The organism is Nostoc sp., from assembly GCF_036919575.1.
In the GTDB taxonomy this organism is placed as follows: domain Bacteria; phylum Cyanobacteriota; class Cyanobacteriia; order Cyanobacteriales; family Nostocaceae; genus Nostoc.
Genome location: NZ_JBALBY010000029.1, coordinates 91,040 through 114,313 on the forward strand (window position 1 = coordinate 91,040; position 23,274 = coordinate 114,313).

At 42.2% G+C, this 23,274-nt stretch carries 18 protein-coding genes and 1 pseudogene; 7 read left to right on the forward strand and 12 right to left on the reverse strand.

The window, feature by feature from the left end:
- Positions 1-10 precede the first annotated feature (10 nt).
- Positions 11-292, forward strand: coding sequence for a hypothetical protein (locus tag V7K27_RS09840; protein ID WP_334946586.1), 282 nt, complete (start codon positions 11-13; stop codon positions 290-292).
- A gap of 331 nt (positions 293-623) precedes the next feature.
- Complete coding sequence (locus V7K27_RS09845) at positions 624-1,859, forward strand: AIPR family protein (protein WP_334946588.1); 1,236 nt, start codon at positions 624-626, stop codon at positions 1,857-1,859.
- A gap of 164 nt (positions 1,860-2,023) precedes the next feature.
- Here V7K27_RS09845 and V7K27_RS09850 read toward each other — a convergent pair whose 3' ends face one another.
- The 3 genes and pseudogenes from V7K27_RS09850 to V7K27_RS36440 form a co-directional block, all read right to left on the reverse strand.
- Complete coding sequence (locus tag V7K27_RS09850; RefSeq protein ID WP_334946589.1) at positions 2,024-2,233, reverse strand: DUF6887 family protein; 210 nt, start codon at positions 2,231-2,233, stop codon at positions 2,024-2,026.
- Entirely contained in the window at positions 2,230-2,412 is a 183-nt protein-coding gene (locus tag V7K27_RS36435; RefSeq protein WP_442947603.1) for a DUF6888 family protein, read from the reverse strand. Before V7K27_RS36435 ends, V7K27_RS09850 begins: the two co-directional genes overlap by 4 nt.
- A 34-nt stretch (positions 2,413-2,446) precedes the next feature.
- A pseudogene (locus tag V7K27_RS36440) lies at positions 2,447-2,550 on the reverse strand (TRCF domain-containing protein); the annotation flags it as partial.
- 294 nt (positions 2,551-2,844) lie between these two features.
- Between V7K27_RS36440 and V7K27_RS09860 the strand changes: the two are divergent.
- Positions 2,845-3,315: a DUF29 domain-containing protein gene (locus V7K27_RS09860; RefSeq protein WP_334946593.1), complete on the forward strand. Its 471-nt coding sequence runs from the start codon at positions 2,845-2,847 to the stop codon at positions 3,313-3,315.
- Between the two features lie 221 nt (positions 3,316-3,536).
- On the opposite strand, the gene V7K27_RS09870 is transcribed toward V7K27_RS09860, so the two are convergent.
- Both V7K27_RS09870 and V7K27_RS09875 read right to left on the reverse strand, forming a co-directional pair.
- A complete protein-coding gene (locus V7K27_RS09870) occupies positions 3,537-3,767 on the reverse strand; it encodes a type II toxin-antitoxin system RelE/ParE family toxin (RefSeq protein WP_334946597.1) in 231 nt (76 codons plus the stop codon).
- Positions 3,751-4,014, reverse strand: a complete 264-nt coding sequence (locus tag V7K27_RS09875) for a hypothetical protein (RefSeq protein ID WP_334946599.1) — start codon at positions 4,012-4,014, stop codon at positions 3,751-3,753. Before V7K27_RS09875 ends, V7K27_RS09870 begins: the two co-directional genes overlap by 17 nt.
- 660 nt (positions 4,015-4,674) lie before the next feature.
- Here V7K27_RS09875 and V7K27_RS09880 point away from each other — a divergent pair.
- Positions 4,675-5,847, forward strand: a complete 1,173-nt coding sequence (locus V7K27_RS09880) for a helix-turn-helix domain-containing protein (protein WP_334946601.1) — start codon at positions 4,675-4,677, stop codon at positions 5,845-5,847.
- 11 nt (positions 5,848-5,858) lie between these two features.
- On the forward strand, positions 5,859-6,380 hold the full coding sequence (locus V7K27_RS09885) for a hypothetical protein (RefSeq protein ID WP_334946603.1): 522 nt from the start codon (positions 5,859-5,861) through the stop codon (positions 6,378-6,380).
- Positions 6,381-6,666: 286 nt separating this feature from the next.
- On the opposite strand, the gene V7K27_RS09890 is transcribed toward V7K27_RS09885, so the two are convergent.
- The 4 genes from V7K27_RS09890 to mfd form a co-directional block, all read right to left on the reverse strand.
- Positions 6,667-6,891: a DUF433 domain-containing protein gene (locus V7K27_RS09890; protein WP_292805920.1), complete on the reverse strand. Its 225-nt coding sequence runs from the start codon at positions 6,889-6,891 to the stop codon at positions 6,667-6,669.
- Positions 6,892-7,030: 139 nt separating this feature from the next.
- Positions 7,031-7,381: a DUF5615 family PIN-like protein gene (locus V7K27_RS09895; protein WP_334946605.1), complete on the reverse strand. Its 351-nt coding sequence runs from the start codon at positions 7,379-7,381 to the stop codon at positions 7,031-7,033.
- Entirely contained in the window at positions 7,378-7,707 is a 330-nt protein-coding gene (locus V7K27_RS09900) for a DUF433 domain-containing protein (protein ID WP_334946607.1), read from the reverse strand. Before V7K27_RS09900 ends, V7K27_RS09895 begins: the two co-directional genes overlap by 4 nt.
- A gap of 27 nt (positions 7,708-7,734) precedes the next feature.
- Complete coding sequence (mfd, locus tag V7K27_RS09905; protein ID WP_334946609.1) at positions 7,735-11,382, reverse strand: transcription-repair coupling factor; 3,648 nt, start codon at positions 11,380-11,382, stop codon at positions 7,735-7,737.
- A 240-nt stretch (positions 11,383-11,622) separates the two neighbouring features.
- On the opposite strand from mfd, the gene V7K27_RS09910 reads away from it, so the two are divergent.
- Together V7K27_RS09910 and V7K27_RS09915 are read left to right on the forward strand one after the other, a co-directional pair.
- Entirely contained in the window at positions 11,623-12,951 is a 1,329-nt protein-coding gene (locus V7K27_RS09910) for a hemolysin family protein (protein ID WP_334946611.1), read from the forward strand.
- A gap of 199 nt (positions 12,952-13,150) precedes the next feature.
- Positions 13,151-13,957 carry a TdeIII family type II restriction endonuclease gene (locus V7K27_RS09915; protein ID WP_334946612.1) on the forward strand — a complete coding sequence of 269 codons (807 nt, stop codon included), beginning with the start codon at positions 13,151-13,153 and terminating at the stop codon, positions 13,955-13,957.
- Position 13,958: 1 nt separating this feature from the next.
- On the opposite strand, the gene V7K27_RS09920 is transcribed toward V7K27_RS09915, so the two are convergent.
- The 3 genes from V7K27_RS09920 to V7K27_RS09930 form a co-directional block, all read right to left on the reverse strand.
- Positions 13,959-15,326, reverse strand: a complete 1,368-nt coding sequence (locus V7K27_RS09920; RefSeq protein WP_334946614.1) for a DNA cytosine methyltransferase — start codon at positions 15,324-15,326, stop codon at positions 13,959-13,961.
- 79 nt (positions 15,327-15,405) lie between these two features.
- Positions 15,406-16,587, reverse strand: a complete 1,182-nt coding sequence (locus V7K27_RS09925; protein WP_334946616.1) for an aldo/keto reductase — start codon at positions 16,585-16,587, stop codon at positions 15,406-15,408.
- A 490-nt stretch (positions 16,588-17,077) separates the two neighbouring features.
- Positions 17,078-23,053, reverse strand: coding sequence for an amino acid adenylation domain-containing protein (locus V7K27_RS09930; RefSeq protein WP_334946618.1), 5,976 nt, complete (start codon positions 23,051-23,053; stop codon positions 17,078-17,080).
- Positions 23,054-23,274: the final 221 nt, after the last annotated feature.

Below are 23,274 nucleotides of genomic sequence, written 5' to 3' on the forward strand. Positions count from 1 at the left end.
TAAAAAACCCTTGTGTGAAACCTTAAAGGAATTTTTAGAACTTATTGTTTTTGCCAAGCCGAGCGAGAAAACGAAGTTAATAATCAAAGTATCATCAACTCATCCTCGGAAATTGGCGAAGGTATTATTAAAACTTTATCTCTTTATGGGTTTAGCGATCGCTTGTTCAAATAGCTCTGTCATAGCTGTCAATCGTTACGAAAGTTATAGTATAAATTATCTCTGCTTGCACTCTGTTGGGGTTGTTAGGGTGCGATCGCCACTTACAGTGGGCATTTATGCCTGGACTTAACCTAAGATAAGTAGTCAGACAGAATTAATTACACAATGTCATTGCGAATGCAGCGAAGCGAAATGAAGCAACCGCAAGGGCTGGGATTGCTTCGCTCCGCTCGCAATGACTGTAAATGTTTTTATCCAGCTACTTAATACCGGACTATTAACGCCAGTCCAATGTGCAATCACTCTGTCTCTAATACGAGCGCTCACTTGACAATTAGAGCAAGATTATAGTAACAATAATAGCTAGCACTGAACAAAATCTAGAGTCTTAATCAAGCCTCTGATTCAGCGCTCTTGTCAATTACAGCGGGTATAGCTCACTGGATTTTTGAGGAAAAATAATGTTAAAAGTAGTTGAATTCCGCATTCCAGCGGATGAATATCGTACTATGCCAGTTCCTTCTAACGGAGCTATAAGTAAAGCAAAACTAGCAACTTGCTTTGTACGGGTAGAAGATGTTCCTCAAGAGCTGGAAGATTGGATGTCCATTAACCCGCGTACCCCCCGCCGCAACACGAAAGGTGCGCTAGCAGGAGTTGTCGCTCATCAAATCGTTGAAACTTTAAGGGAGCATCCTGAAAAATTTGCTTTCAAAAATCAAGGTATTTATCTGATTGTAAAGGACACAGAGTTCGTAAAGGAGAAAGGTGGGCAAGGTGTAGTAACCTTGCAACTTACAGACCCCTCTCAGCACGGCTTGATCAATGGGGGTCACACTTTCTTTGCAATTCGTGAAGTAACTGAAGACGGCGAGTATCCCAATCCTTGGGATGCGTATGTTCGCCTTCACATCCTAGCAATGGAGGATGTTGACTCATACCTGATTGCCGATATTGCTGAAGGATTGAACCGCTCATTGCAGGTAGACAATACCTCTATCGAGAATCTGCAAGGCTCTTTTGATGAAATTAAGCGTTCTCTAGAAGGAAAACAAGGATCTGATCAAATAGCCTACAAGATGGGCGATTCGGGAGAGTTTGATATTGAGCAAATCCTCACTTATATGAATCTCCTTAATTTAGAGCTGTTTCCTGACAGAAAGAACCATCCTCATACAATTTTCGGTAAGCCCAAAGCTGTTCTTGACACCTTTATCAAGGATGTGAAGGAAAAGGATAGTTGTGTGTTTAAGCGACTTGTTCCTCATCTAGATGATATCCTGATTCTAATTGATCGGATACAGCAATTAGCAGCTCCAAAGTTTCCTGGCAAACTCAAAGTCAGCAACACAAAGAAAAATAATCGCGTTCGTTCGCCCAAAAATAAAGAGCGAAAAGCTCACTTTGCTGGTGGGCTAATTAATGGGCATCTGCACCTTGGGTGGCTCTACCCAATGGTAGCAGCGTTCAGAGCCAATATTTCTCGTGCGGCTTGGGAACAAGGGGAGCTAGACTGGCTAGTGAACCCTGAAGAATTATTAAAAGCTACGATCGACGAGATGGCTGGAATAGTGCTTAAGGAAAATGAAGACAACAAGGGTAAACCTGCTGAAGTGGGTCGTAAAGAAGCAGCCTATCGTGGTTGCTATAGTGTCATAGTTATGGAGTTGGCTCAACGGGGTATCCTGACCTCATAAGTTTATGGGCTAAATTAATAGATTGGTCTTAAACTTTAATCTGTCCGACCCTCTAAGGTGTTCGGACTTTTTTTATAAGATAGAAAGAGAAATTTGACAATGTAGCCCCAATACTTCAATTAATGACAAATAACCCATTCTGCCAAACGTCGGTGGAGTTCTTATTACTCAGTCTGGTTTAACTTTTTCCTAAAAATTGCTTCGACTTCAGTTTTGGGATCGGCAAGGTCGAAAGGATATGGTTGACGATTGGCTGGATTACGGCGACTCATCAAGACCTCCAATGCCGCCTGGAAAGCTTGCTGATCATTTCTGTGTTCAGAAAGGTACTGTTTTAACTCAGTATTTGTCATCTCAGACAGATTCCATGTCATAGAACAAACTCCCAACTTCCATCTTCATCGATCACAAGTGCAATCTCATCATTGACCCCAGCTTGAATGTAAATGGTGTTGAATTTCTGGTAGTAATGAAAAACTTGAATTGGCTGGTACAGAGTAGAAAGGAGTTGACAGACAAATATGGCAGTATCTGACTGTTCTAGTGTGGGCAAGCTGGAATCTCCTCGTATCTGCCAATAATAGCGTATCAGGAGTGAGTGCGCTAAATCCGATTTTTTTGCTAACTGTTTGAGTTCCATGACTCGCAAAAGTTGATTTGCTCTTACTGGTAAACTACCATAGCGATCGCTCTCAATAGTAGAATTCATAGGGTTTGAGTAGCAAGTGTTGGATTTCCTGCGATTAACCCAACTTTGCATCTAGTTTTTCAACGTTCGCCACTAGCTGAATTTAACTTGGTGCGATCGCTATAAATAATACTTGTATAATTGCGATCGCTCCAACCAAAATATTAGACCCCGGTTTTGCAACCACCTTTGTCGTCTTATTGATCACCTCGATTTCAGACAGTTCTACAATAAAAGCAAAGACGTTGAGGTTGAACTAACCTAATGGGTGTACCTGAAACAAACCCAAAGATACCAATGCCTTCACCAAGCCTCTACGAAACTGATTTTTACGCTTGGACACAGGAACAAGTAACTTTACTTCGCAATGAGCAGTGGAGTCAGATTGATCTGCAAAATCTGATTGAGGAGATTCAATCTTTGGGTAAACAGCAACGTCAAGAACTGCGAAACCGTCTGAGTGTGTTGATTGGACATTTACTAAAATGGCAGTACCAGTCAGCGTGCCGTAGCCGTAGTTGGTTAGCAACACTTCGGATTCAACGCTTAGATATTGCTGAACTGCTTGAAGATAATCCTAGCTTAAAGCCCTACCTTGAAGAAGCACTTCGCAAAGCCTACCTTAAAGGTGTCGAATTAGCTGTTGGAGAAACAGATTTGCCCAAGCGTACTTTTCCGGTAGAGTGTCCTTACAGTTTGTCAGAGATTGTGGACTATGACTTCTACCCCGGTGAACCAAGCAAGTTAGTGAATGAATCAGAGCAGTAATTTGAAATTAAAGTAAATCTTCTTCAAATAGCTGGGCTATTTTCATCAAGGCTTTCAAGGTTCCAACTTTCAAATCTTGATTGCGATGAACAGGATGCGATCGCCTTGAAATCCTAAACTCCACCTTCTAACTCCTCTAGATCATCTACTGTCAGTGGTGCTTGTCCAGTGTGGCGCACATACAACACATTCACTGTAGTACCTCGAATTGTAAAAAGTACTCAGTATACGTTTTTGGCTTTTCCATAAAGGAGTTGGCGTACTTCTTCTGGAAAAATTTCATGTTCGACTGCTAAAGCACAACGTTGGGGCTTCTCTTGTAGGGTAGCAATAGCATTCATCAATCCTCGAAACCAACGATCAGCAAATTCAGGATTCCGCTCTCGATACCAGCGATAAGCTTGCTCAATCTGAGCTTCCGCAATTGGGGTAATCTCAACCTGAAATGCCATACTTTTGCTGCATTTCTTGGACGAAATCCCCAATGGGGCGAGTTTTACCAGCGTTGAGTTCCTCGAAACCTTGTCCAATTCCAGCAATTGTCTCCAACTGATCAATCAGTTGGCGTAATTTCGTGGGGTCAATTTTACCAGGGTCTAGAAAGGTGACGATAACTTGGGAGCGATCGCTAACATCTTGCGGTAGGTGGGTGAGGTGAATTTGTCCATCCTGATAAATGCCTTCGATAGTTTTTATCATAAGTTGAAGTTGGGTTGGTATTTCCTTTAATTCTACTAACTAGACTCAAAGGGTTAGGTCTGGAATTTCCGCCTGCTCATCAAACAACAGCCGCCTCTGGAATTGCATCCTACATTTTCCCTAAAGCATCAATCAAATTCTGTAATTGTTGATCTGCTTTAAAAACTCCTAAACCGCGCACCGTCACTTTCCCAAGAGAATACACAAAGCGCATTTTGAGATTTTCTGGTAAATTTAATGTTCTTATATAGTTATAAAGTAAATAATTATACTGATATTTGCCATATAATAAATAGTTAAACCGCTTAACCCTCTTTTATCACTTTGGGAAAACCCAATCGCTGAAAGCCTTTCGGGGCTTTAATTTCTAGGTTTTGGCTATAAATTTTAGTGACTGTTAGAAAATAAAGACTCAAAGCTTGACTCAATCAAAGTTCAGAATCTTGCTTCGATTATTGTTTTCCGAGAGTGACAAAACAGGGTTAATTTCGGTCAGAGGAGTACATCCAGCTTATCTGTCAGTGTTCAGTATTAAAGTTGCTGCAAATTCACCAGTAAACCTGTGTCTCGATGCCGATTGTTTGTGTACAATAAACCTACTTCCTGATAGCCCGCAAACTTTGTAAAACCTTTTTATGTTGTGCAGTGGTGATATAAGCTATGACGTTCGATTATGGAGTATTAGGTCGAAAGCTCAAAAATGCACGTGAGAGTCTTCAAATAACATCAGAAGAGGCAGCAACACGGCTTAAAATAACCATACAGGAGTATTTAAAAATTGAATCTGGAACTGCAAATGTAACAGGAGATCAGTTAGTACTGCTAACAGTTATGTACCGTCGTGATTTTAGATATTTTGTTACTGGCGATTATCCATCAGCAGAATCTCAAGTGCAAGAAATGTATCGCCAGAATGCCGCACTTTCTCGCAGCGACCGTATTGCAATTCAGGAATTTGTTCGCTTATGTGAGTACGAAGATTTTCTAGAAAGAGAGATTTTTAAGCGTGAGCGTACACTAATTCCTGATTATACTCAATTCTCATTCAGACATACTAATTTTAAACGACAAGGTAGAGAGGCTGCTACTTTTGAAAGAAAACGACTAAGTTTAGAACAACGACCAATTGAAAACATTTTTGACGTAATACGAAGTCAAGGTATTCATGTTTTCAAACGCGAGCTAGAAGATCAGAATATTTCAGCACTCTATATCAATCACCCCATTGCTGGCCATTGTATTCTCATTAATTATTTAGAGGATTTGTATCGGCAAAATTTCTCTGCTGCTCACGAATACTGCCACGCTTTATTTGACTCATCTCAAGGTCAAGAAGTGACATACTTAAAATCAAATAATAAATCTAAGTTTGAGTGGAGAGCTAATAGTTTTGCTGGCAATTTATTAGTTCCAAAGGAGAGAATAGAGATAGATTATTATCCTGTTTCTACCTATGAAAATTGGGTCATCCTTGCACGACAAGTCGCAGAGCGTTTTTATGTAAGCTCACAAGTAGTAATTATTCGATTTTCTGAAATTGGATGGCTTGATGATAATTTGCAGAAACAGCTACTTCAGGATAAACGTTTAGTGATTAAACGTACTGAAAAATTCGATCCTGAAACCCCACCAAGTTTGTCATCAGGTGTACGAAATAAACTAACACAAGTTATTCGTCAAGGCTTATCATGGCATTTTATTGATTTAAGTACACAAGCTTATAGAAGAGGAGAAATCACGTACCACAAGCTTCTAGATATGTTACTTCTTCCCCTAGAGCAAGGATCTCAGCTACTATGTGATCTTCTAACGTATTTGGAGGTAAGTGATTAGTGGGCAATATTGTGACTATCGATACTTGTGTGATTATTCACTTCATGTATATTAATCGCTTTTATCTTCTAAAGGCGTTAGGTTATTCTTTACTGACCACCATATATGTGCAGTTAGAGTTTGAACAAGGCTATCCTGAAAGTCTTGCCTATTACAATAAGTTACTTAATAGTGGCGAAATCTCGCGTTTTTCTCTAGAAATTGAGGATCTTGTTGAGATGTCAACTGTTCCCGAAAATAAGCGTGCAAGCGATGCAGAACTATCTTGCTTTGTTGTTGCTAAACGTATTGGTGGTAAGGCAATGACTGATGACGAAAAAGCAATTAAATATATTCAAAGATATATTTTAATGCCTACTGGTAGTATTATTCGACTAGTAGATATTTTATTGGAAGCATACCTAGCAGATCATTTAGGTGATCACGATTTGAAATTAATACAGAAGAAATTAGCGGACAATCAATTCATTATAAAAATAGACTTGGTTAATGAAGGTGCCAAAAGACGGTGGATGCTAGGAGGACAGAGTTAAGTGTGATGGCATCGATCATATCTCAAGGGCACAACGCACCGTTATCTCAAATATCTCAAACGTTACTACCGAGCTTAAGAAATTGCCACTAGAGTAGCAAAATGCGTTGGTTGTTCGCGCTATAGAAACTTAGATGCCTAATCTCTCACAGAAAAACTAACTTACCACGAAATTACATAGATAAGAGTATCGCACCTTGCATTTTACTCAAAACGTCGTAGTGTTGGGTAGCTGTTAACGTGTGTAGGGCTGTACCATAACAAGACCGGGAACAACACGGTAATGTTTAAGCTACTAACACTGGATGATTAAGCTTACGCGATGCGTATAGAAGTGCTGCTTTGAGATCATCGGCCTCAAGATCGGGCATTTCTTCCAAGATTTGTTCAGCACTAAGTCCAGATGCAAACAAGTCCAGTACATCTGATACCCGAATTCTCATGCCCCGAATGCATGGGCGACCACCGCATTGTTTGGGATTAACTGTAATTCTTCTAAGTAAGTCTGACATAGGTTTTCACTTGATAGACTAATCTTTTTCTACTGATCAAACAATAGCCGCCTCTGCGATGTCTACGACGGGCTATGCCTACGCACTTTGCATTTTGTTTGGTCTATGCCGATACATTGATCAACGATTCCAGCGCATTTCAAAGAGGCAGCTTTGCAATCCGATCAACCCATTCCTCTGCACTGGATATCGCCCAAATTATCAGCAGTTCCTCGATCGCAACTTCAACTGGTAGCTTTTGGGAAATAATGATCACTCCTGCACTATGATTGCTGGTAATGAACTCGGCAAACTCTGATGGCATTGTTTTACGGTCATGGCTGACGAGAATACGTCTTTGCTGTGCTGCGATCGCCAATACTTCAGAATCTTTTACACCTTCTAATTCAGCAGCCAAGGCAGTTTGGAAGTCAATGGTGGGTTCTTGTCGCAGAACTCCCGTAACGATCGCTTGATTCAAATCAGCATCGGCTTGGTAGCTAACATTCACGATTCTACCTGTTGTCTTGCTGCCTTGGCTGCCATGAGCTTGTTATACAAAGCAGGATCGGCGGCTTGTAGTGGTTGAGGCATAGTATCAAATGCTGCTTCTTCGGCTTTTAGATAAGCATCAATATCAGCACGATTGGCTAGATAAAACGCGATCGCTCCATAAACTTGTTCAAGTGTCAGTAACGGAAAAGAATTAACAATGCTTTCAGGCGATAATCCTTTTTGGAAAGCATAGACAATCGAGTCCAGGGAAATCCGAGTTCCTGCAACCCAATAAGCATCTTGACGATATTCTACGTAAGATTTAACTGTGATAACTGACATAGATTTGTTTTGACTCTATTCATAAAGTTAAACTACAGCCGCCTCTGGAATCGCACCCTGCATTCTCCCGAAAGCATCAATCAAACTCTGCAATTGTTGATCCGCCTTAAAAACTCCTAACCCACGCACCGTCACTTTACCCGGAGAATAGACAAAGCGCGTCTTGAGATTTTCTGGTAAATTCGCCGCCAACAAATTCCAAGCAGGTTCCTCCATTGGCGTTTCTAAAACAACGTGCTGCTTTTGTTCTGGTTTAATCCGGCTAAATCCGATTTTTTTCGCTAGCTGTTTGAGTTCCATGACTCGCAAAAGTTGATTTGCAGGCACTGGTAAACTACCATAGCGATCGCTCCACTCGGCTGCAATCTGCTTTAATTCTGATTTAGATTTAGCTGTGGCCACCGCCCGATAAGCACTCATCTTTTGATCCAAATCGGTAATATAATCTGCTGGGATAAATGCCGTCAGGTTAAGGTCAATCTGGGTATCCTCCACTTTCGGTATTTCTTGTCCTCGAATTTCCCGAATTGCTTCTTCCAGCATTTCCATGTATAAATCAAAACCGATGGCATCCATTTGACCGGATTGTTCTGCACCTAGCAAGTTACCCACGCCTCTGATTTCCATATCGCGCATCGCTAGTTGATATCCAGAACCTAGCTGAGTAAATTCCTGAATTGCTCGTAAACGTTGCCGTGCCGCGTCAGATAATGCCCGTTGCTTCGGATAAAATAACCAAGCATGAGCTTGTATCCCTGCACGTCCCACACGACCGCGTAATTGATATAGCTGTGCTAATCCAAAGCGATGAGCATCTTCAATCAAAATGGTGTTGACTCGTGGAATATCTAAGCCAGATTCAATAATTGTCGTACAAACGAGGATGTCTGCGTCGCCATTACTGAAGGTGAGCATGGTCGATTCTAACTCGCTTTCATCCATTTGACCGTGAGCGATCGCAAACCTGGCCCCCGGTATCACTTCTCGTAAATTGGCCGTTGTCTCTTCAATTCCATCCACCCGTGGAACTACATAAAAAACCTGTCCCCCTCTGTCTAATTCTTGACGAATTGCACTGCGGATACTTTCGGAATTAATCGGTGACAGATGGGTTTTAATTGCGCGTCTGGTTGGCGGTGGTGTGGTGATTAAACTCATTTCCCGAATTCCCGACAAGGACATATACAAAGTCCGGGGAATGGGAGTGGCTGAGAGAGTAAGCACATCTACCTGAGTTTTCAGGCTTTTAATTTTCTCTTTTTGGTTTACCCCAAATCGCTGTTCTTCATCCACTACCAACAATCCTAAATCCCGGAAGATCACGCCTTTACCTAAAAGTTGCTGTGTACCAACAACTACATCTAATTCACCCGTTGCCAAGCGCTTTTGAATATCGCGGCGTTCTTCAGCCGAACGAAAACGGTTAAGTAAACCGACATTTACGGGGTAGGGAGCAAAACGTTCTTTAAGTGTATGGTAATGCTGCTGTGTTAAAATAGTCGTTGGCGCAAGGAGCGCCACTTGTTTACCGGCGATGACTGCTTTGAAAATAGCACGAATCGCCACTTCCGTTTTCCCAAAACCGACATCACCACAAACTAAACGATCCATTGGGCGATCGCTTTCCATGTCACGTTTCACATCTTGAACAGCTTTGAGTTGATCCGTTGTGGGTTGGTAGGGGAAAGAATCTTCCAATTCTTCCTGCCAAGGCATATCACCTGGGAAGCTAAAACCTTGTTGTTGCGATCGCGCTGCATACAGTTTCAACAAGTCCACCGCCAATTTTTTGATCGCTTTGCGGACTTTATTCTTGGTATTTTCCCAAGCTTTCCCGGTCATCCTGTTAAGTTCCGGTGCTTTATCACCTGCGGCGCGGAACCGAGATAAAGCACCGACTTGATCGGCTGCAACTCTGAGTAACCCGTCAGCATACTGCACGGCTAAATAATCACGGGTTTCGTTATTAATCGTCAAACTTTCCAGCTTGACAAATTTGCCAACACCATGATTTCTGTGAACTACATAATCGCCTGGACGCAGCTTATTGGGATCAACTTGTTTAGAAGTAGCTTTGTGACGCTTGCGGATATAGCCGGGAGTCGCCAAGGAATGCTGCCCAAAGAATTCCCGATCTGTAACGATTACTAAACGGTACGTAGGCAGGATAAAACCTTCTAGTTCCGCCAGACCAGAATATTTTAGGGCTATGGGAGTATGGTTGATTTGGAGCTTATCGATCGCTAGGTAGTCGCGGGGATTGGGGATAAACTGAGCCGGACAATCATGTTCTTGCAAAAGCGAGACAGAACGCGAAGGTTGAGCAGAAAGCAGCCAGATCGAGAAATTGCGATCGCGTTGTTGGCGGATAGTCTCAGCTAGTTTACCAAACTGGTGTGGCATGACTGGAACAGGTCGGCTGGCCAGATTTATCCCACTATTTTCCTCTGACAGTTCCGATAAATATAATGTTTTAAACCTGGCAACATCAGCCAAACACTCATCAAAAGAACGGTGAATTTTCGGCAATGATAGGGGAGTAGGGAGTAGGGAGTGGGGAGTGGGGGTAGATTCTTCACCATTCCCTACTCCCCATTCCCTATTCCCCATTCCCCACTGTTCTTGGGCATTTTCTACCCAGCGATCGCTATGAGCATGACACTGTTCTGGCTCGTCAATGGCAATTAGGGTATTTTCTGCTAAGTAGTTTAACAGAGATGCTGGTTGCTCAAAAGCTAACCCCAAAAACCGACGACTACCCTCAATCAGTGATGAGTTATCAGTGCTAAGTTCTGAGTCAGAATTTAACTCATAACTCCTAACTCCTAACTCAGAACTATTCTTCAGTGCTGCCATTACTACGGGAGTAAAGCTAGTGGGGGTAAGAATTAACTGGTCAACTTTATCGAGGGCTGAACGTTGAGTTGCTGGGTCAAATTCCCGCATTTGCTCGATTTCATCCCCAAACCATTCCAACCGCACTGGGAACTCAGATGAAACCGGGAACACATCAACAATATCACCCCGCCGACTCCATTGGCCTTCCGTTTCCACCAAAGGCACCCGTTCGTACCCCAAAATAGTTATCTTCTCACTGAAGGCATTCAAGTCTAATTCCATCCCCCGCTTCAGAGTCAGACAGAATTGCCCAAAAGCTGCTGGTGGAGGCAAATGAGGTTGCAGCGCCCCTTGAGTAGCCACAATCGCCATATTTGTCATTTGTCCTTTGTCATTTGTCCTTTGTTCTTGGTTTGTTTCTAATGACAAATGAACGCCACTTGCTTCAACGGGGGGAACCCCCGCAACGCAGTGGCTCCTAATGACCAATGACTCTTTACTTTTAAGCAAATCCGCCAATACCTGCATTTGCCCCCAACTCATCTCAGTTTCCGGGTCAAAAGGTTCGTAGGGAGAAGCCTCGGAGGTGGGGTAAAAATGTACTGTTTGCCATCCCATTGCCTCCAGTTGTGCGTAAACGCGTCCAGCTTCCTCCAGAGTGGCGCAAACCACGAACAAATCCTTGCCACTAGCTTGGGCTAATGCCGAAGCCACTAGAGCCTTGGGCAGCCTGGGAATGCCATTTAACCGCAATTCTTGTTGTCGGTTTAGCTTAGAAATAAATTCAGTAGTGAGCGGCGATCGCGCTAAGGCACGCACAATAGAAGAAAATGACATAAGTACTACTAGCGATGGGAGTCTTTGTGGATCAGAAAATCTTGAGGCAGTTTATGTCAACCATTTTAAAAGTGTTAACAGCCTTCTTATTCTTTCGGTGGGAGAATAATGCACAGCCACTAATAGACTTAAGAACTATAACTATTACTTTGTGTACAGTTAAAGCATTTATCGAAACACCTTTAATACTAGATACTAGGGATTGAGCTACGTTCGCTCTGATAAGCCGCAATTTTAAACATGTCCTCCATCACTTTTGAAATTTTAATCATTTTGGTGCTAATTATTGCCAACGGTGTGTTTTCTATGTCTGAGATGGCGATCGTCTCAGCACGGAAAGTTAGGCTACAACAGCTTGCCAATCAAGGAGATGCCAAGGCAAAAGCAGCATTGAAACTAGCTGAGTCTCCAAATCATTTCCTGTCAACCGTTCAAGTGGGTATTTCGCTGATCGGTATCCTGACTGGTGCTTTTGGAGGAGCAACAATTGCCAACCGACTGGCAATCGATGTAAAACGTGTCCCCTTGTTAGCACCTTATAGTGAACCGCTATCTTTCGGAATAGTGGTTTTGGTGATTACCTATTTTTCACTGATAGTTGGCGAATTGGTACCGAAGCGTCTGGCATTAAACAACCCAGAAAAGATTGCATCAATTGTAGCTATTCCGATGCAAGCTTTGGCGGCGATCGCTTCTCCAGTAGTCTTTCTGTTAAGCGCTTCTACAGATTTGATCCTGCGATTACTGGGAATTACAGCTTCTACCGACCCGCAAGTTACCGAAGAAGAAATTAAAATCTTAATTGAGCAAGGCACTGAGGCGGGAACCTTTGAGGAAGCGGAACAGGATATGGTAGAGCGAGTCTTTCGTTTAGGCGATCGCGCTGTCAGCTACTTAATGACACCCCGCCCGGATATTGTCTGGCTAGACTTAGACGACTCTGCCGAAGAAAATCGCCAAAAAATGGTTGATAGCGCCTATTCTCGGTATCCAATTTGTCAGGGGGGACTTGACAATGTGCTGGGTGTTATCCCTGTCACCGACTTATTAGCCAGAAGTTTCCGAGGAGAACCGCTAGACTTGACGATCGGATTGCGACAGCCCGTATTTGTGCCAGAAAGCACCCGTGGCTTGAAAGTTTTGGAATTGTTCAAGCAAACCATCACTCACATGGCGCTAGTAGTCGATGAATACGGCGTGATTCAAGGATTAGTCACTCTCAACGACATCATGAGCGAAATCGTGGGTGATGTTCCTTCCACAGATGGGCAGGATCAACCACAAGCTGTGCAACGCGAAGATGGTTCCTGGCTTTTGGATGGGATGTTGCCTGTAGAGGAGTTTTTGGAACTTTTCGGTATGGAAGAGTGGCAACCCGATGAACGCGGTAGTTATCAAACTTTAGGCGGTTTTGTGATCACCAATTTAGGCCGTATTCCGGCCGCAGCAGATTATTTTGAATGGCAAAGTATGCGAATTGAAGTAATGGATATGGATGGTAATCGTGTTGATAAAGTCTTAGTTATACCGAAGGCAAGTAAATCAGCAGATACAAAAAAATCTGACTAGTATTGGGAATGGGGCACTTGTACTGAGCGAAGCCGAAGTATTGGGCATTGGGAATTGATAATTATCGTTTATATTTTCCATGAACTGTGCCCAATATTAGATTAGATGGTGTGTTAGCCTAAACCCGTAACGTACCCTACCAGCTTATCGGTTGGGCATCTTATGTTGCCCGCCCTAATCAACATCAAAGAATTGAATTATGGATGACTATCTTAAAGAAAGAATCAAGGAAAATCTTAAAATTTCAATTAGAAAATTTTTTAACAATAAAAAAGTAAAAAATTACCAAGTATTAGATGATATTTTTCCTAATGAAAGACGAATACGTTCTCTTATAGGTGGATTAGAAACAAGTTTAGGAACAACTTTTTGGGAACCTATATCTAAAACATTAGCTGAAATCAATGGATTTCAAATCATCAAAGAGAAGATATTAGTTCCAACTCCGTTTCCTCAAGCTTTGCAGAATGAATTGGATAAACTAGTTTATGAACGTGAAAATAAGCCTAATAACAGGAGAGTTTCAACAAAAGAATGCATAGATAGCCTAAGAGACGCTGCGGAAAAAACTAATCCCCAAGACATTGCCGCCTACATTTACGTATCTCCTCCATCAGGAACTGGAGTTGATATTCATTTGTTTAAGGATGGAATTGAATATCTTTTTGATATAAAAACTGCACAGCCAAATCAAGGTGATTTTCAAAAATTTAACAAACAAATGCTACAGTGGTACGCCTATAGACTTGCTAAAAATACAAATGCTAAGTTAGAGGCTCGTATTGCTATTCCTTTTAATCCTTTTCCAAAATCTTGGTATGAAATGCAAAAAACTAAGTTATTTAGTTCTCCTCTAGATATCGCTCAAGATATATGGGTTGAAAATGAATTTTGGGATTTTTGTTCTGGAACTGAAAATACATTTGAGCAATTAAAAGCACTTTTTGTTGAGTTAGGACAAGAAAACTTTGCCGCCGAATTTAATGATATTTTTTACCAAAATTAGTTTAAATATCAAGAATACTTAGCAACTCTTTAGCTACATACTCAACAACAGGAACAGGAACAGCATTACCAAACTGTTTTTTGGCAATATCGTCTTTTTCGTGATATTCAAAATTTCTAGGAAAACCTTGTAATTTGCAAGCGTGTTTCGCCGTGATTGGGATGAACTTTTTCTGGTTATAAATTTTTTCTAAGAAAATATTTTTATATTCCTGTGGATGACTAGCATGAATTGATACTGTAGCTATATAATCTTTAGCGCCAGTAGCAGTTAAAGTTGGCATAATATCAGCAGTAGGTAAAATAATTCTATAAATATCATTAATACCTGTCATATTTTTAGAATTAACAAATTCATACTTATGATCAGCAGTTAATCGGAATATTCCTTTTTCGACTAGTTCATTTAATTCATTTATCTCTATATCAGATATTATTTGTTTAAAATTATCAAAAGATAAGGGATTACCATCTTTATCTCCATATTTTTTACTTCTTCTATTTTTTAGAAGAGTTAAGCAAATCATTTTTTCTCTATCACTGGTTTCTATAATATCCCAAGAGTGAATTGTTGTATGTCCATTTCTTAAATCAGAAAAAATAAAGAAATCATTTAATTCATCATCTTTTTGAAATCTAGTTCTTGATGGTGGAATCATACCTTTAAATAAGGTATGTCGATCTAACTTGACTTTTTCAATAAGTTTTGCAGATTTAATATCATCTAATATATCGAAAACTTTTGGATGAATGTTCAAAGGAATAGGAAATTTATACTCTTGGCATTTTTCCAGATCATTTCTAATTCCAACAATAAAAACTCTCTCTCTATTTTGAGGTAAACCAAAATCATAAGCATTGAGGACTTTCCATTTAACACAATATCCGATGCTTTCCAATTCATGTACAATGAGTTCCAAATTATCTATATTTTTCGGGCTTGCTAATCCACTGACATTTTCAAATATAAAGCCTTTAGGTTTATTTTTATTGACTAGTCGAATTACATCAAACCATAACTTTCCTCTTGGATCTTCAAATCCCTTTAAACGACCTGCGACTGACCAAGGTTGACACGGAACACCACCAACCACTATATCAACATGAGAAGGAAGTTCAGTAATTTTTGTTATATCTCCTAATTCAATTTCATCTTTGTTTAAGTAGCTGATAAAATTTTGTTGATAAACTTTTATAGCTTGTTTGTCTATTTCAGAATAGCCTAAGCATTGACCACCGAGTTTTTGTAAAGCAATTCTAAATCCACCAATACCAGCAAATAGATCGATGAATGCGAATTTATTTTGATAAGTTACTAACTGTAGAGGTAATTCTATTTGTTTTGAATGTTGCGAAAATAGAGATTTCATTTTTGTTAGCCAACTTAATTAACTAACTATTGAGATGTAGTCACTTAGTATATCATCAAATATACTAAGTTTCTAATCCTCAACTCTGAGACAATCGCTTCACTTCTGCACCCGCCAACATCTGATGGGCTTGTTCCAGAAGTTGGGGGATTTTATCAGCGTGGGGATTGCCGGCGAGACATTGCCGCAAGTTTAATTCATCTAGTCGATCAGCTTTGTTGCCGGGGAACCAGTGGTCAGCATTACCAAGCAGGTTGTAGCGCATTTTGGCATAGTCTACCAGATCGTAGGCGATCGCTAGATTCCGCAGCCACAAAATCACCGGAATATTGACCTCACCAGGGGTTTGATCAAAGGTTGGTAGATTTGTCTGCCAAGATTTTACCCAATCTTCTCCCAAAGTAGCGATCGCTTCTGATTCCAACCTTGCTAAAATTGGTGGCAAAATTGACGATGCTCGATCTACTAATTCTAAAGTCTTCAGATGTTCATCAAAATCTTCTGGTTTTGCTGCTCCCAAGCTCAGAGTATGCACCTCTTGATGACTCAAACAAAACAAATCATTAAATACCATTGGACTCAAAGGGGCGCAAAGATTGACTAATTTTTGTGGAGGTTCATACAACAAACCTCCTTTATTAGATGGGCTAATAATAAACACCCCCATATCATGGCGTTTAGCTGCTTCAATTGCCGCCCAATTCCATTGATTAATGTAGTACCAGTGCAGGTTCACGTAATCAAATTGATTGGTATTAATTGTCTGCACAATCATATCTGTTGAACCGTGTGTGGAAAAGCCAATAAATCTAACTTTTCCCTCAGCTTGCAACTGCTGGGCTACTTCCAAACAGCCACCAGGACGGATGCTGTAGTCTAATGACTCATCATGATTGATGCCGTGCAACCCCAGCAAATCAACGTAATCTAGCTGGAGATTTCGTAGTGATTTTTCAAATGTCTCGCGGAATTCTTTCGCATCTGCCTGTGGGTTGATTTTAGTCTGAACAATCAACTTTTCACGGGCAAAGTTGGGCAATATTCTTCCCAATTGCATTTCGGAAGTGCCATAACCACGGGCAGTTTCAATATGATTAATCCCAACCTCGACAGCCCTTCTAATAGTGGCTTCCAGATTCGCCTGGTTATCAGCAGGAATTTCATTATTGGGAACATCCTGCCATTTGAACTGATATCTCATGCCACCGCAGGAAAACACTGGCATCTGTAATTCTGTGCGTCCAAATCGTCTATATAGCATCAGTAGATTGTGGATTGCTTACCAACTTAAAATCTAAAAACGACAGTCATTCGAGCTTTCAGTGCCACAATAATTACCTCTGTTCAATCTGTGACACTAGCAAGATTCATCACATTATTAAATCGGTCACGTCTTTTGGTTAAGTTGATGTGCAGCTAAATTGTATAACACGAAAACCCAAAAATATTGTAGTGCGGGCATCTTGCCCGCGTCCAATATACAAATTAAATACGCAACAGCTTATTCGACTATCAGATGAGGGATATCATAGCCCCCTCCTCGCTTGCGGGGAGGGGGTTGGGGGTGGGGTTCAGTACCTACTCAAGCGAGAACCGCTACATCACTATTCCTGTTCCACAGACTAATTATCTCATCGTACTTACCACTAGCAAGCATTTTTCCATTATTCTCCCAATTAGTTTTTAGACTAAGAAATAGCAAAACAACCCAGCAGGGCTGAGTTGATACCCTTCGGGTGACGCTCGTACCATTAATTCTTTGGAGACTGCGCCTGAGTTAAGCAATTTCTCAAGATTTCGGCCAACATCTGTACGTTGGGTTCCTTAAGTATGTCAAGATGAGATCCAGGAAGGTAATGGATATCTAATCCTTCAGGCACTAGGTCGCCCCAGCCGAATTGAGGATCGTATTCTGTGCCTATAGCTTCGTCCCGATTTTGATCTTCTGTCCGCAAGAGGATAGCTTGACCAAAATAAGGTGAAAAGATATATTCACTGATGGCTTGAGTGTTAGCATCAATAATTTTTAAGTGCTTGTCAGTTCCAGGTAAATCAAGTACTTCTTCCACGTAACGGTTATATCTATTTTCGAGATGCTGCTTCCGCCAATAGCTCCATTTCACGGCCTTTTGCCAAAGGTAGCTAGGCCCTTGTTGAATAATATTATTTAAATGCAAAAAAATCCGCTTGAGAAATGACGCCCGCCAGCTATAACCTAGACGACAACTATCAAGCATAACTAGAATACCAACTTCTTCGCCTTGCTCTTGGAGTTGCCGAGCCATCTCGAAAGCAACTACACCCCCAAAAGAATAACCTCCCAGAAAATAAGGGCCATTGGGCTGAAGGGTCTGAATTTCTTGAATGTAGTGAGTTGCCATGTCTTCAACCCGCCTATGGAAAGGCTGTTTTCCATCTAGTCCTTGTGGCTGTAGTCCATAGAAGGGTTGCTCTGAACCCAGATGCAGTGCCAATTCACGGAAACACAACACTTCTCCACCCAGTCCGTGAATACAGAAAAAAGGTGGTTTGGAACCGTTGGGTTGAATTTCTACTAGGGATGACCAGCTAGATTTTGATTTGTTTAAGGTATTTACTAAAGCCAAGTTTCTTGTTATATCTTCTTCTTGGCAGATTATTTTGGCTAGAGCCTCTACGGTACCTGAGTGGAAGAGAATGGCAAGAGGTAGATTTTTACTAAATGTCTTCTCAATTTGCCAAAACAGTTTTACCGCTAATATGGAGTGTCCCCCTAGCTCAAAGAAGTTGTCTCTGACACCGATAGGCTGGACACCTAAAATTTGTTCCCAAATTTGTATTAGCTGGCGTTCCACCTCGTTGCGGGGAGCAACAAAGGTGGCTTCTGGCTCTTGCCTGGATAAGTCTGGTGCAGGTAGGGCGCGGCGGTCTACCTTGCCGTTGGGGGTTAATGGCATGGTGTCCAGCAAGACAAAAGCCGAAGGTAGCATGTACTGTGGCAACTTTGTCGAGAGGAAACGCCGGATATCACTAATCGTAGTTGCTGACTTCTGATTCGGTATAATGTAAGCCACCAAACGTTGATCGCCGGGAACATCTTCACGGGCAATGACTACAGTCTGGAGTACGTCTGGGTGTTGGGCTAATACCGTTTCAATTTCCCCTAGCTCAATGCGTATCCCACGGATCTTGACTTGATGATCTCGGCGACCGAGAATTTCTAGAGAGCCATCTGGACGATAGCAGCCGCGATCGCCTGTATAATAAAGCCAATCTTGTTGATCGTTCCGAAAAGGGTTCTTGACAAACCGAGAACGGTTTTCTTCTTGAGCATTAATGTAGCCCAAACTGCGGAATGGAGTTCGGATCACAATCTCGCCCGGTTCACCGATGCCGCACGGTTGGTGATTTGGTGTGAAAACTAGTGCTTGGGTTTGAGGAAGCGGCAATCCTACTGGCTGTACTCCTGGTGGACACTCAACAGGTACTCGGTAATAACATTTAGCCAAAGTTGTCTCTGTCGGGCCATAGAGATTAACAATTTCACCTGATTCTGGAAAAGCATCGCGCCACCGAAGTACAAGTGTTTCCTTCAGAGGTTCTCCAGCCAAGAACAACCAGCGTAAGTTACGTAATGAAACTCCTGACGGCACATTGGCTAACCATAATTGCGCCAATGAAGGAACTGTGTGAAGTACAGAAATTTGCTCATTTTCCAGGTAACGCAGAATTTTAGTTGGTTCTAAGTTATCCCCTTCTTCTGGTAAACATAGGGTTGCACCACTAGTCAAAGGTAAGAAAATATCTCTGAGGACGACATCAAAGGAAAGACCAGTTAATTGAGCAACGCGGTCTTGCTGATTAATTTCAAAGGTCTGCCGTTGCCAGTTCAGAAAATGCGCCAACCCTTTGTGACACCCCAGCACCCCTTTAGGTACACCAGTTGTCCCGGAAGTAAAGAAAATATAAGCTGGATCGTCAGCAACAATTTCAGGCAGGTTTACTGCTTGAATGCTCTTTTTGAATGAATTTATGGCTTCTCCTGTGTCTGGGTTTACACAGATGATAGTTAAAGAATCCCATATTTTTTCATTTTCTGGACGCTGACCATCAATATATAATATATATTTGGCTTTAGCTGACTGTAGCATCAGTCGCTGGCGATCGCTGGGAAGTTTGGGATCGATGGTGAGTAGCACACCGCCACTCAAGAGTACGCCAACCATACTGGCAATCAGTCCAAAGCTGCGTGTCCCAAACACGGCCACGACATCTCCTCGCTCCACTCCCAAAGACAACATAACCTGTGCTAAGGTTTGAGCTATTTTGCTCAATTCCCCATAGTTCCAAGTGCGAAATCCTTGACGGATTGATGAATGTTCCGGGGTGCGATTTACCCAAGAGGTAAACATTGTTGTCGCCAATTCATACCGTGGTTCTGGCAAAACCACCGTTGGCTCAGGCAGCAAAGGTCGCGCTTCTGATGTGACAAGGGAATATAAACTAATCTGCCTCTCTGGAGCAGCAACAATTTGATTCAGCAAGTGATGGAATTGATGAAGCATTTCCATCATCCGCTCTGAAGTAAACAGATCGGTGTTGTAGACTAAATCAAGTTTGATTCCTTGGTTTTGTTCTGTAACGTACAAGGTTAAGTCGAACTTGGAAGCTGTTTCTAACATCGAGACTGGTTCTATAGCCACTCCAGGTAGTTCCAGTTGAATGTCCCTGAAGTTGAGCATATTAAACCACACTTGAAACAGTGGGTTGCGACTGGTATCTCGCTCTGGGTGCAGTTCTTCTACCAGTTTCTCAAAGGGCATATCTTGATGAGCATAAGCATCTAATGCCATCTGGCGAACTCGATTTAGCACTGAACTAAAACTGGGGTTGCCGACAAAATCAGTCCGTAAAACAACGGTGTTAATGAAAAATCCGATTAATCCTTCAATCTCAGAACGGTTACGTCCAGCAATCGGAGAACCGATGAGAATATCTTCTTGCCCAGTGTAGCGATGCAGTATTGTCCCAAAAGCTGCCAGCAATGTCATGAATAGGGTGACACCTTTCTGATGCGAGAGTTCTTTTAGGGATGCACTCAAAGTCTGCGGTAGTATCAGGGATTGCACCGATCCCCGGTCAGTTTGGACTGGTGGCCGTGGTCGGTCAGTTGGTAATTCTAATACAGTATTAGCACCTGCTAACTGAGTTTTCCAGTAGTTGATTTGGCCCGAAAGTACCTCACCTGATAGCCATTGCTGCTGCCAGACAGCAAAATCCGCATACTGAATGGGCAATTTTGGCAGGGGGGAAGGCTTACCGCTCAAAAAGGCTTCATAAACGGCTGCTAACTGCTGCCAGAGAATGCCTATTGACCAGCCATCTGAGGCAATGTGATGCATTACTAACAAGAGTATATGCTCCTGTTCGTCTACTTGCAGCAAAGTAGCTCGCAGCATCAAGTCAGATTCTAAGTTGAAGGGGCGTTGTGCCTCTTGATTTAGCAGACATTCAACTTGCTCCTGTCTTACCTGAATCATTTTGAGTTCCACTGGCCGAGGCATGCCAATTACTTGTATGGGGCTACCATCAACTGATGTGATAAAGTTTGTTCGTAGTGCCTCGTGATGGATAACGATCGCATCTAGTGACTGTTGCAATACAGCCGCATTTAACTTGCCCGTTAAGCGCTGTGCATTCGAGAGGATATATGCTCGGCTGTTGGGTTGCAACTGCTCCAAAAACCAGACTCGCTGCTGGGCAAAGGATAAAGGGGCTGACTCCCGGTTGGCTATTTGGAGAATAGTCTGATTTTGGGGATCATCTTCTTGAGTCTGGTTTTGAGCGTTCCCGCTTCGGGTTGCCGTAGGCATCGCTTCAGCTAAAGTAGCGATCGTGGGATTCTCAAATAAGAGTTGCAACGGTATTTCTATCCGAAACACTTGGCGAACCCTAGACATAACTTGAGTGGCCAGCAGTGAATGACCTCCCAATTCAAAAAAATTGTCGTGGATGCCTACTTGTTCCAGACGCAAAACTTTCGCCCAGATGCTAGCTAAGACTTCTTGTGTCGAATTCTGAGGTGGAACAAAGTTAGTTGACAGCTCAAGAGTAAATGTATCCGGTGCAGGCAAGGCGCGGCGGTCTATTTTACCATTGGGATTTAATGGTAGGGTGTCCAAAAGTACAAAGAAACTAGGCACCATGTATTCAGGTAGCCGAGTTGACAAAAACCGACGTAATTCAACCTGGCTAGGAATTTGCTCTGGACTGGCAACAACATAAGCCACGAGTTGCTTGTCCCCAGGAACATCCTCTCTAGCGATGACTAAAGTCTGTGTCAGTGCCGGATGTTGACCTAATATAGCTTCAATTTCTCCCAATTCAATTCGGAAGCCACGAATTTTTACTTGGTGGTCAATGCGACCAAGGAATTCGATATTACCATCACTTAAATAACGTGCCAAGTCCCCAGTTTTGTAAAGGCGTGCCCCTCTTTCAGAGCTAAAAGGGTTAAAAATGAACTTATCTAAGGTCAATTCTGGACGGTTCAGATAACCTCGCGCTAGACTAATACCGCCAATGTGCAGTTCACCTGATTCACCAATAGGTACAGGCTGCAAATTTTCATCGAGGATGTGAATCTCTGCATTCGTAATGGGGCGACCAATGGGAGCAATGGCATAATTAGTACCGCGCTGGCAACTCCAGAAAGTGGTATCAATGGAAGCTTCTGTTGGGCCATAGCAATTATGCAGAACATTGTCCAAATTAAGTTGGGCAAAAAAGCGCTCTATGAGTTCGCCAGGTAAAGCTTCACCACCGCAGGTAATGTGCCTGATGAATCGGCAATTTTCAATTCCCTTCTCTTCCAGTAAGATACGGAGTATGGAAGGCACTAAGGCTAGGACGGTGATTTGCTGCTCAGTAATCACCTTCACAAGGTAGGCAGTATCTTGATGTCCACCTGGCCGAGCCATGAACAATTGCCCCCCGAAGCACAATGGCCAGAATATCTGCCACACTGAGGGATCAAAGCTAAACGAAATAGTCAGTAAAACTTTGTCTGCCTGAGTTAATCCAAAGGTTGTTTGCTTCCAGTAGAGTTGATTGCAGATTCCCCGGTGAGGGATCATTACACCCTTGGGCTGTCCTGTAGAACCAGATGTGTAAATTACGTAGATGAGATTATCAGTTGTCGTCTCATTTACCGGGTTTTCCTGACTATTTCGGATATTCCCTTGCCAGTTTGAGTCCAGACAAATTACTTGCGCCTGATGCGGTGGCAAGTTCTTGACCAATTTTTCTTGGGTTAACAATACTGGTGTCTGCGTGTCGTCCAAGATGAAAGCTAAACGTTCTGAAGGATATGCCGGATCTAAAGGCACATAAGCACCTCCAGCTTTGAGAATTCCCAGCAACCCGACAATCATCTCCAAGGAACGCTCCACGCAAATGCCCACAAGTACTTCCGGCCCAACGCCTAAAGTACGTAAGTGGTGCGCTAACTGATTCGCCCGTTGGTTTAACTGCCGATAAGTCAGGTGTGTATTTTCACATACTACAGCAATGGCTTGAGGCGATCGCTCAACTTGGATCTCAAACATCTGATGGATGCATAGATCCTGCTGATCAACTGCTTGAATGTCATTCCATTCCTGTAAAACTTGAGTGCCGATGATGTGAGTTAAAGTATCTAACGGAATATTTTGTTTATATTCCGAAGTCTGGCTATTATTTATCTGCATTTTCTATATAAGTTTCAGTCGATCTATCAATTGTCCGGAGTCATCCACTAGCAAAGTAGCGATCGTGTTTAATACAATTGTACTTTGATCCTAATTAAACATCAAAGCACTTCAACTGAAGTTTAGACAAAAGTGGATGTGAGCGAATATAGACCCCAATCTATAGAAAATGAGAGAAATACCACTAACTCTCACATACCAAGATCAAACTTACTAAACTC

Coding starts and splice junctions, on each gene's coding strand:
- V7K27_RS09845 (WP_334946588.1), top strand. CDS start 624: ATGTTAAAAGTAGTTGAATTCCGCATTCCAGCGGATGAATATCGTACT.
- V7K27_RS09850 (WP_334946589.1), bottom strand. CDS start 2,233: ATGACATGGAATCTGTCTGAGATGACAAATACTGAGTTAAAACAGTAC.
- V7K27_RS09860 (WP_334946593.1), top strand. CDS start 2,845: ATGCCTTCACCAAGCCTCTACGAAACTGATTTTTACGCTTGGACACAG.
- V7K27_RS09870 (WP_334946597.1), bottom strand. CDS start 3,767: ATGGCATTTCAGGTTGAGATTACCCCAATTGCGGAAGCTCAGATTGAG.
- V7K27_RS09875 (WP_334946599.1), bottom strand. CDS start 4,014: ATGATAAAAACTATCGAAGGCATTTATCAGGATGGACAAATTCACCTC.
- V7K27_RS09880 (WP_334946601.1), top strand. CDS start 4,675: ATGACGTTCGATTATGGAGTATTAGGTCGAAAGCTCAAAAATGCACGT.
- V7K27_RS09890 (WP_292805920.1), bottom strand. CDS start 6,891: ATGTCAGACTTACTTAGAAGAATTACAGTTAATCCCAAACAATGCGGT.
- V7K27_RS09900 (WP_334946607.1), bottom strand. CDS start 7,707: ATGTCAGTTATCACAGTTAAATCTTACGTAGAATATCGTCAAGATGCT.
- mfd (WP_334946609.1), bottom strand. CDS start 11,382: ATGTCATTTTCTTCTATTGTGCGTGCCTTAGCGCGATCGCCGCTCACT.
- V7K27_RS09910 (WP_334946611.1), top strand. CDS start 11,623: ATGTCCTCCATCACTTTTGAAATTTTAATCATTTTGGTGCTAATTATT.
- V7K27_RS09915 (WP_334946612.1), top strand. CDS start 13,151: ATGGATGACTATCTTAAAGAAAGAATCAAGGAAAATCTTAAAATTTCA.
- V7K27_RS09920 (WP_334946614.1), bottom strand. CDS start 15,326: ATGAAATCTCTATTTTCGCAACATTCAAAACAAATAGAATTACCTCTA.
- V7K27_RS09925 (WP_334946616.1), bottom strand. CDS start 16,587: ATGCTATATAGACGATTTGGACGCACAGAATTACAGATGCCAGTGTTT.
- V7K27_RS09930 (WP_334946618.1), bottom strand. CDS start 23,053: ATGCAGATAAATAATAGCCAGACTTCGGAATATAAACAAAATATTCCG.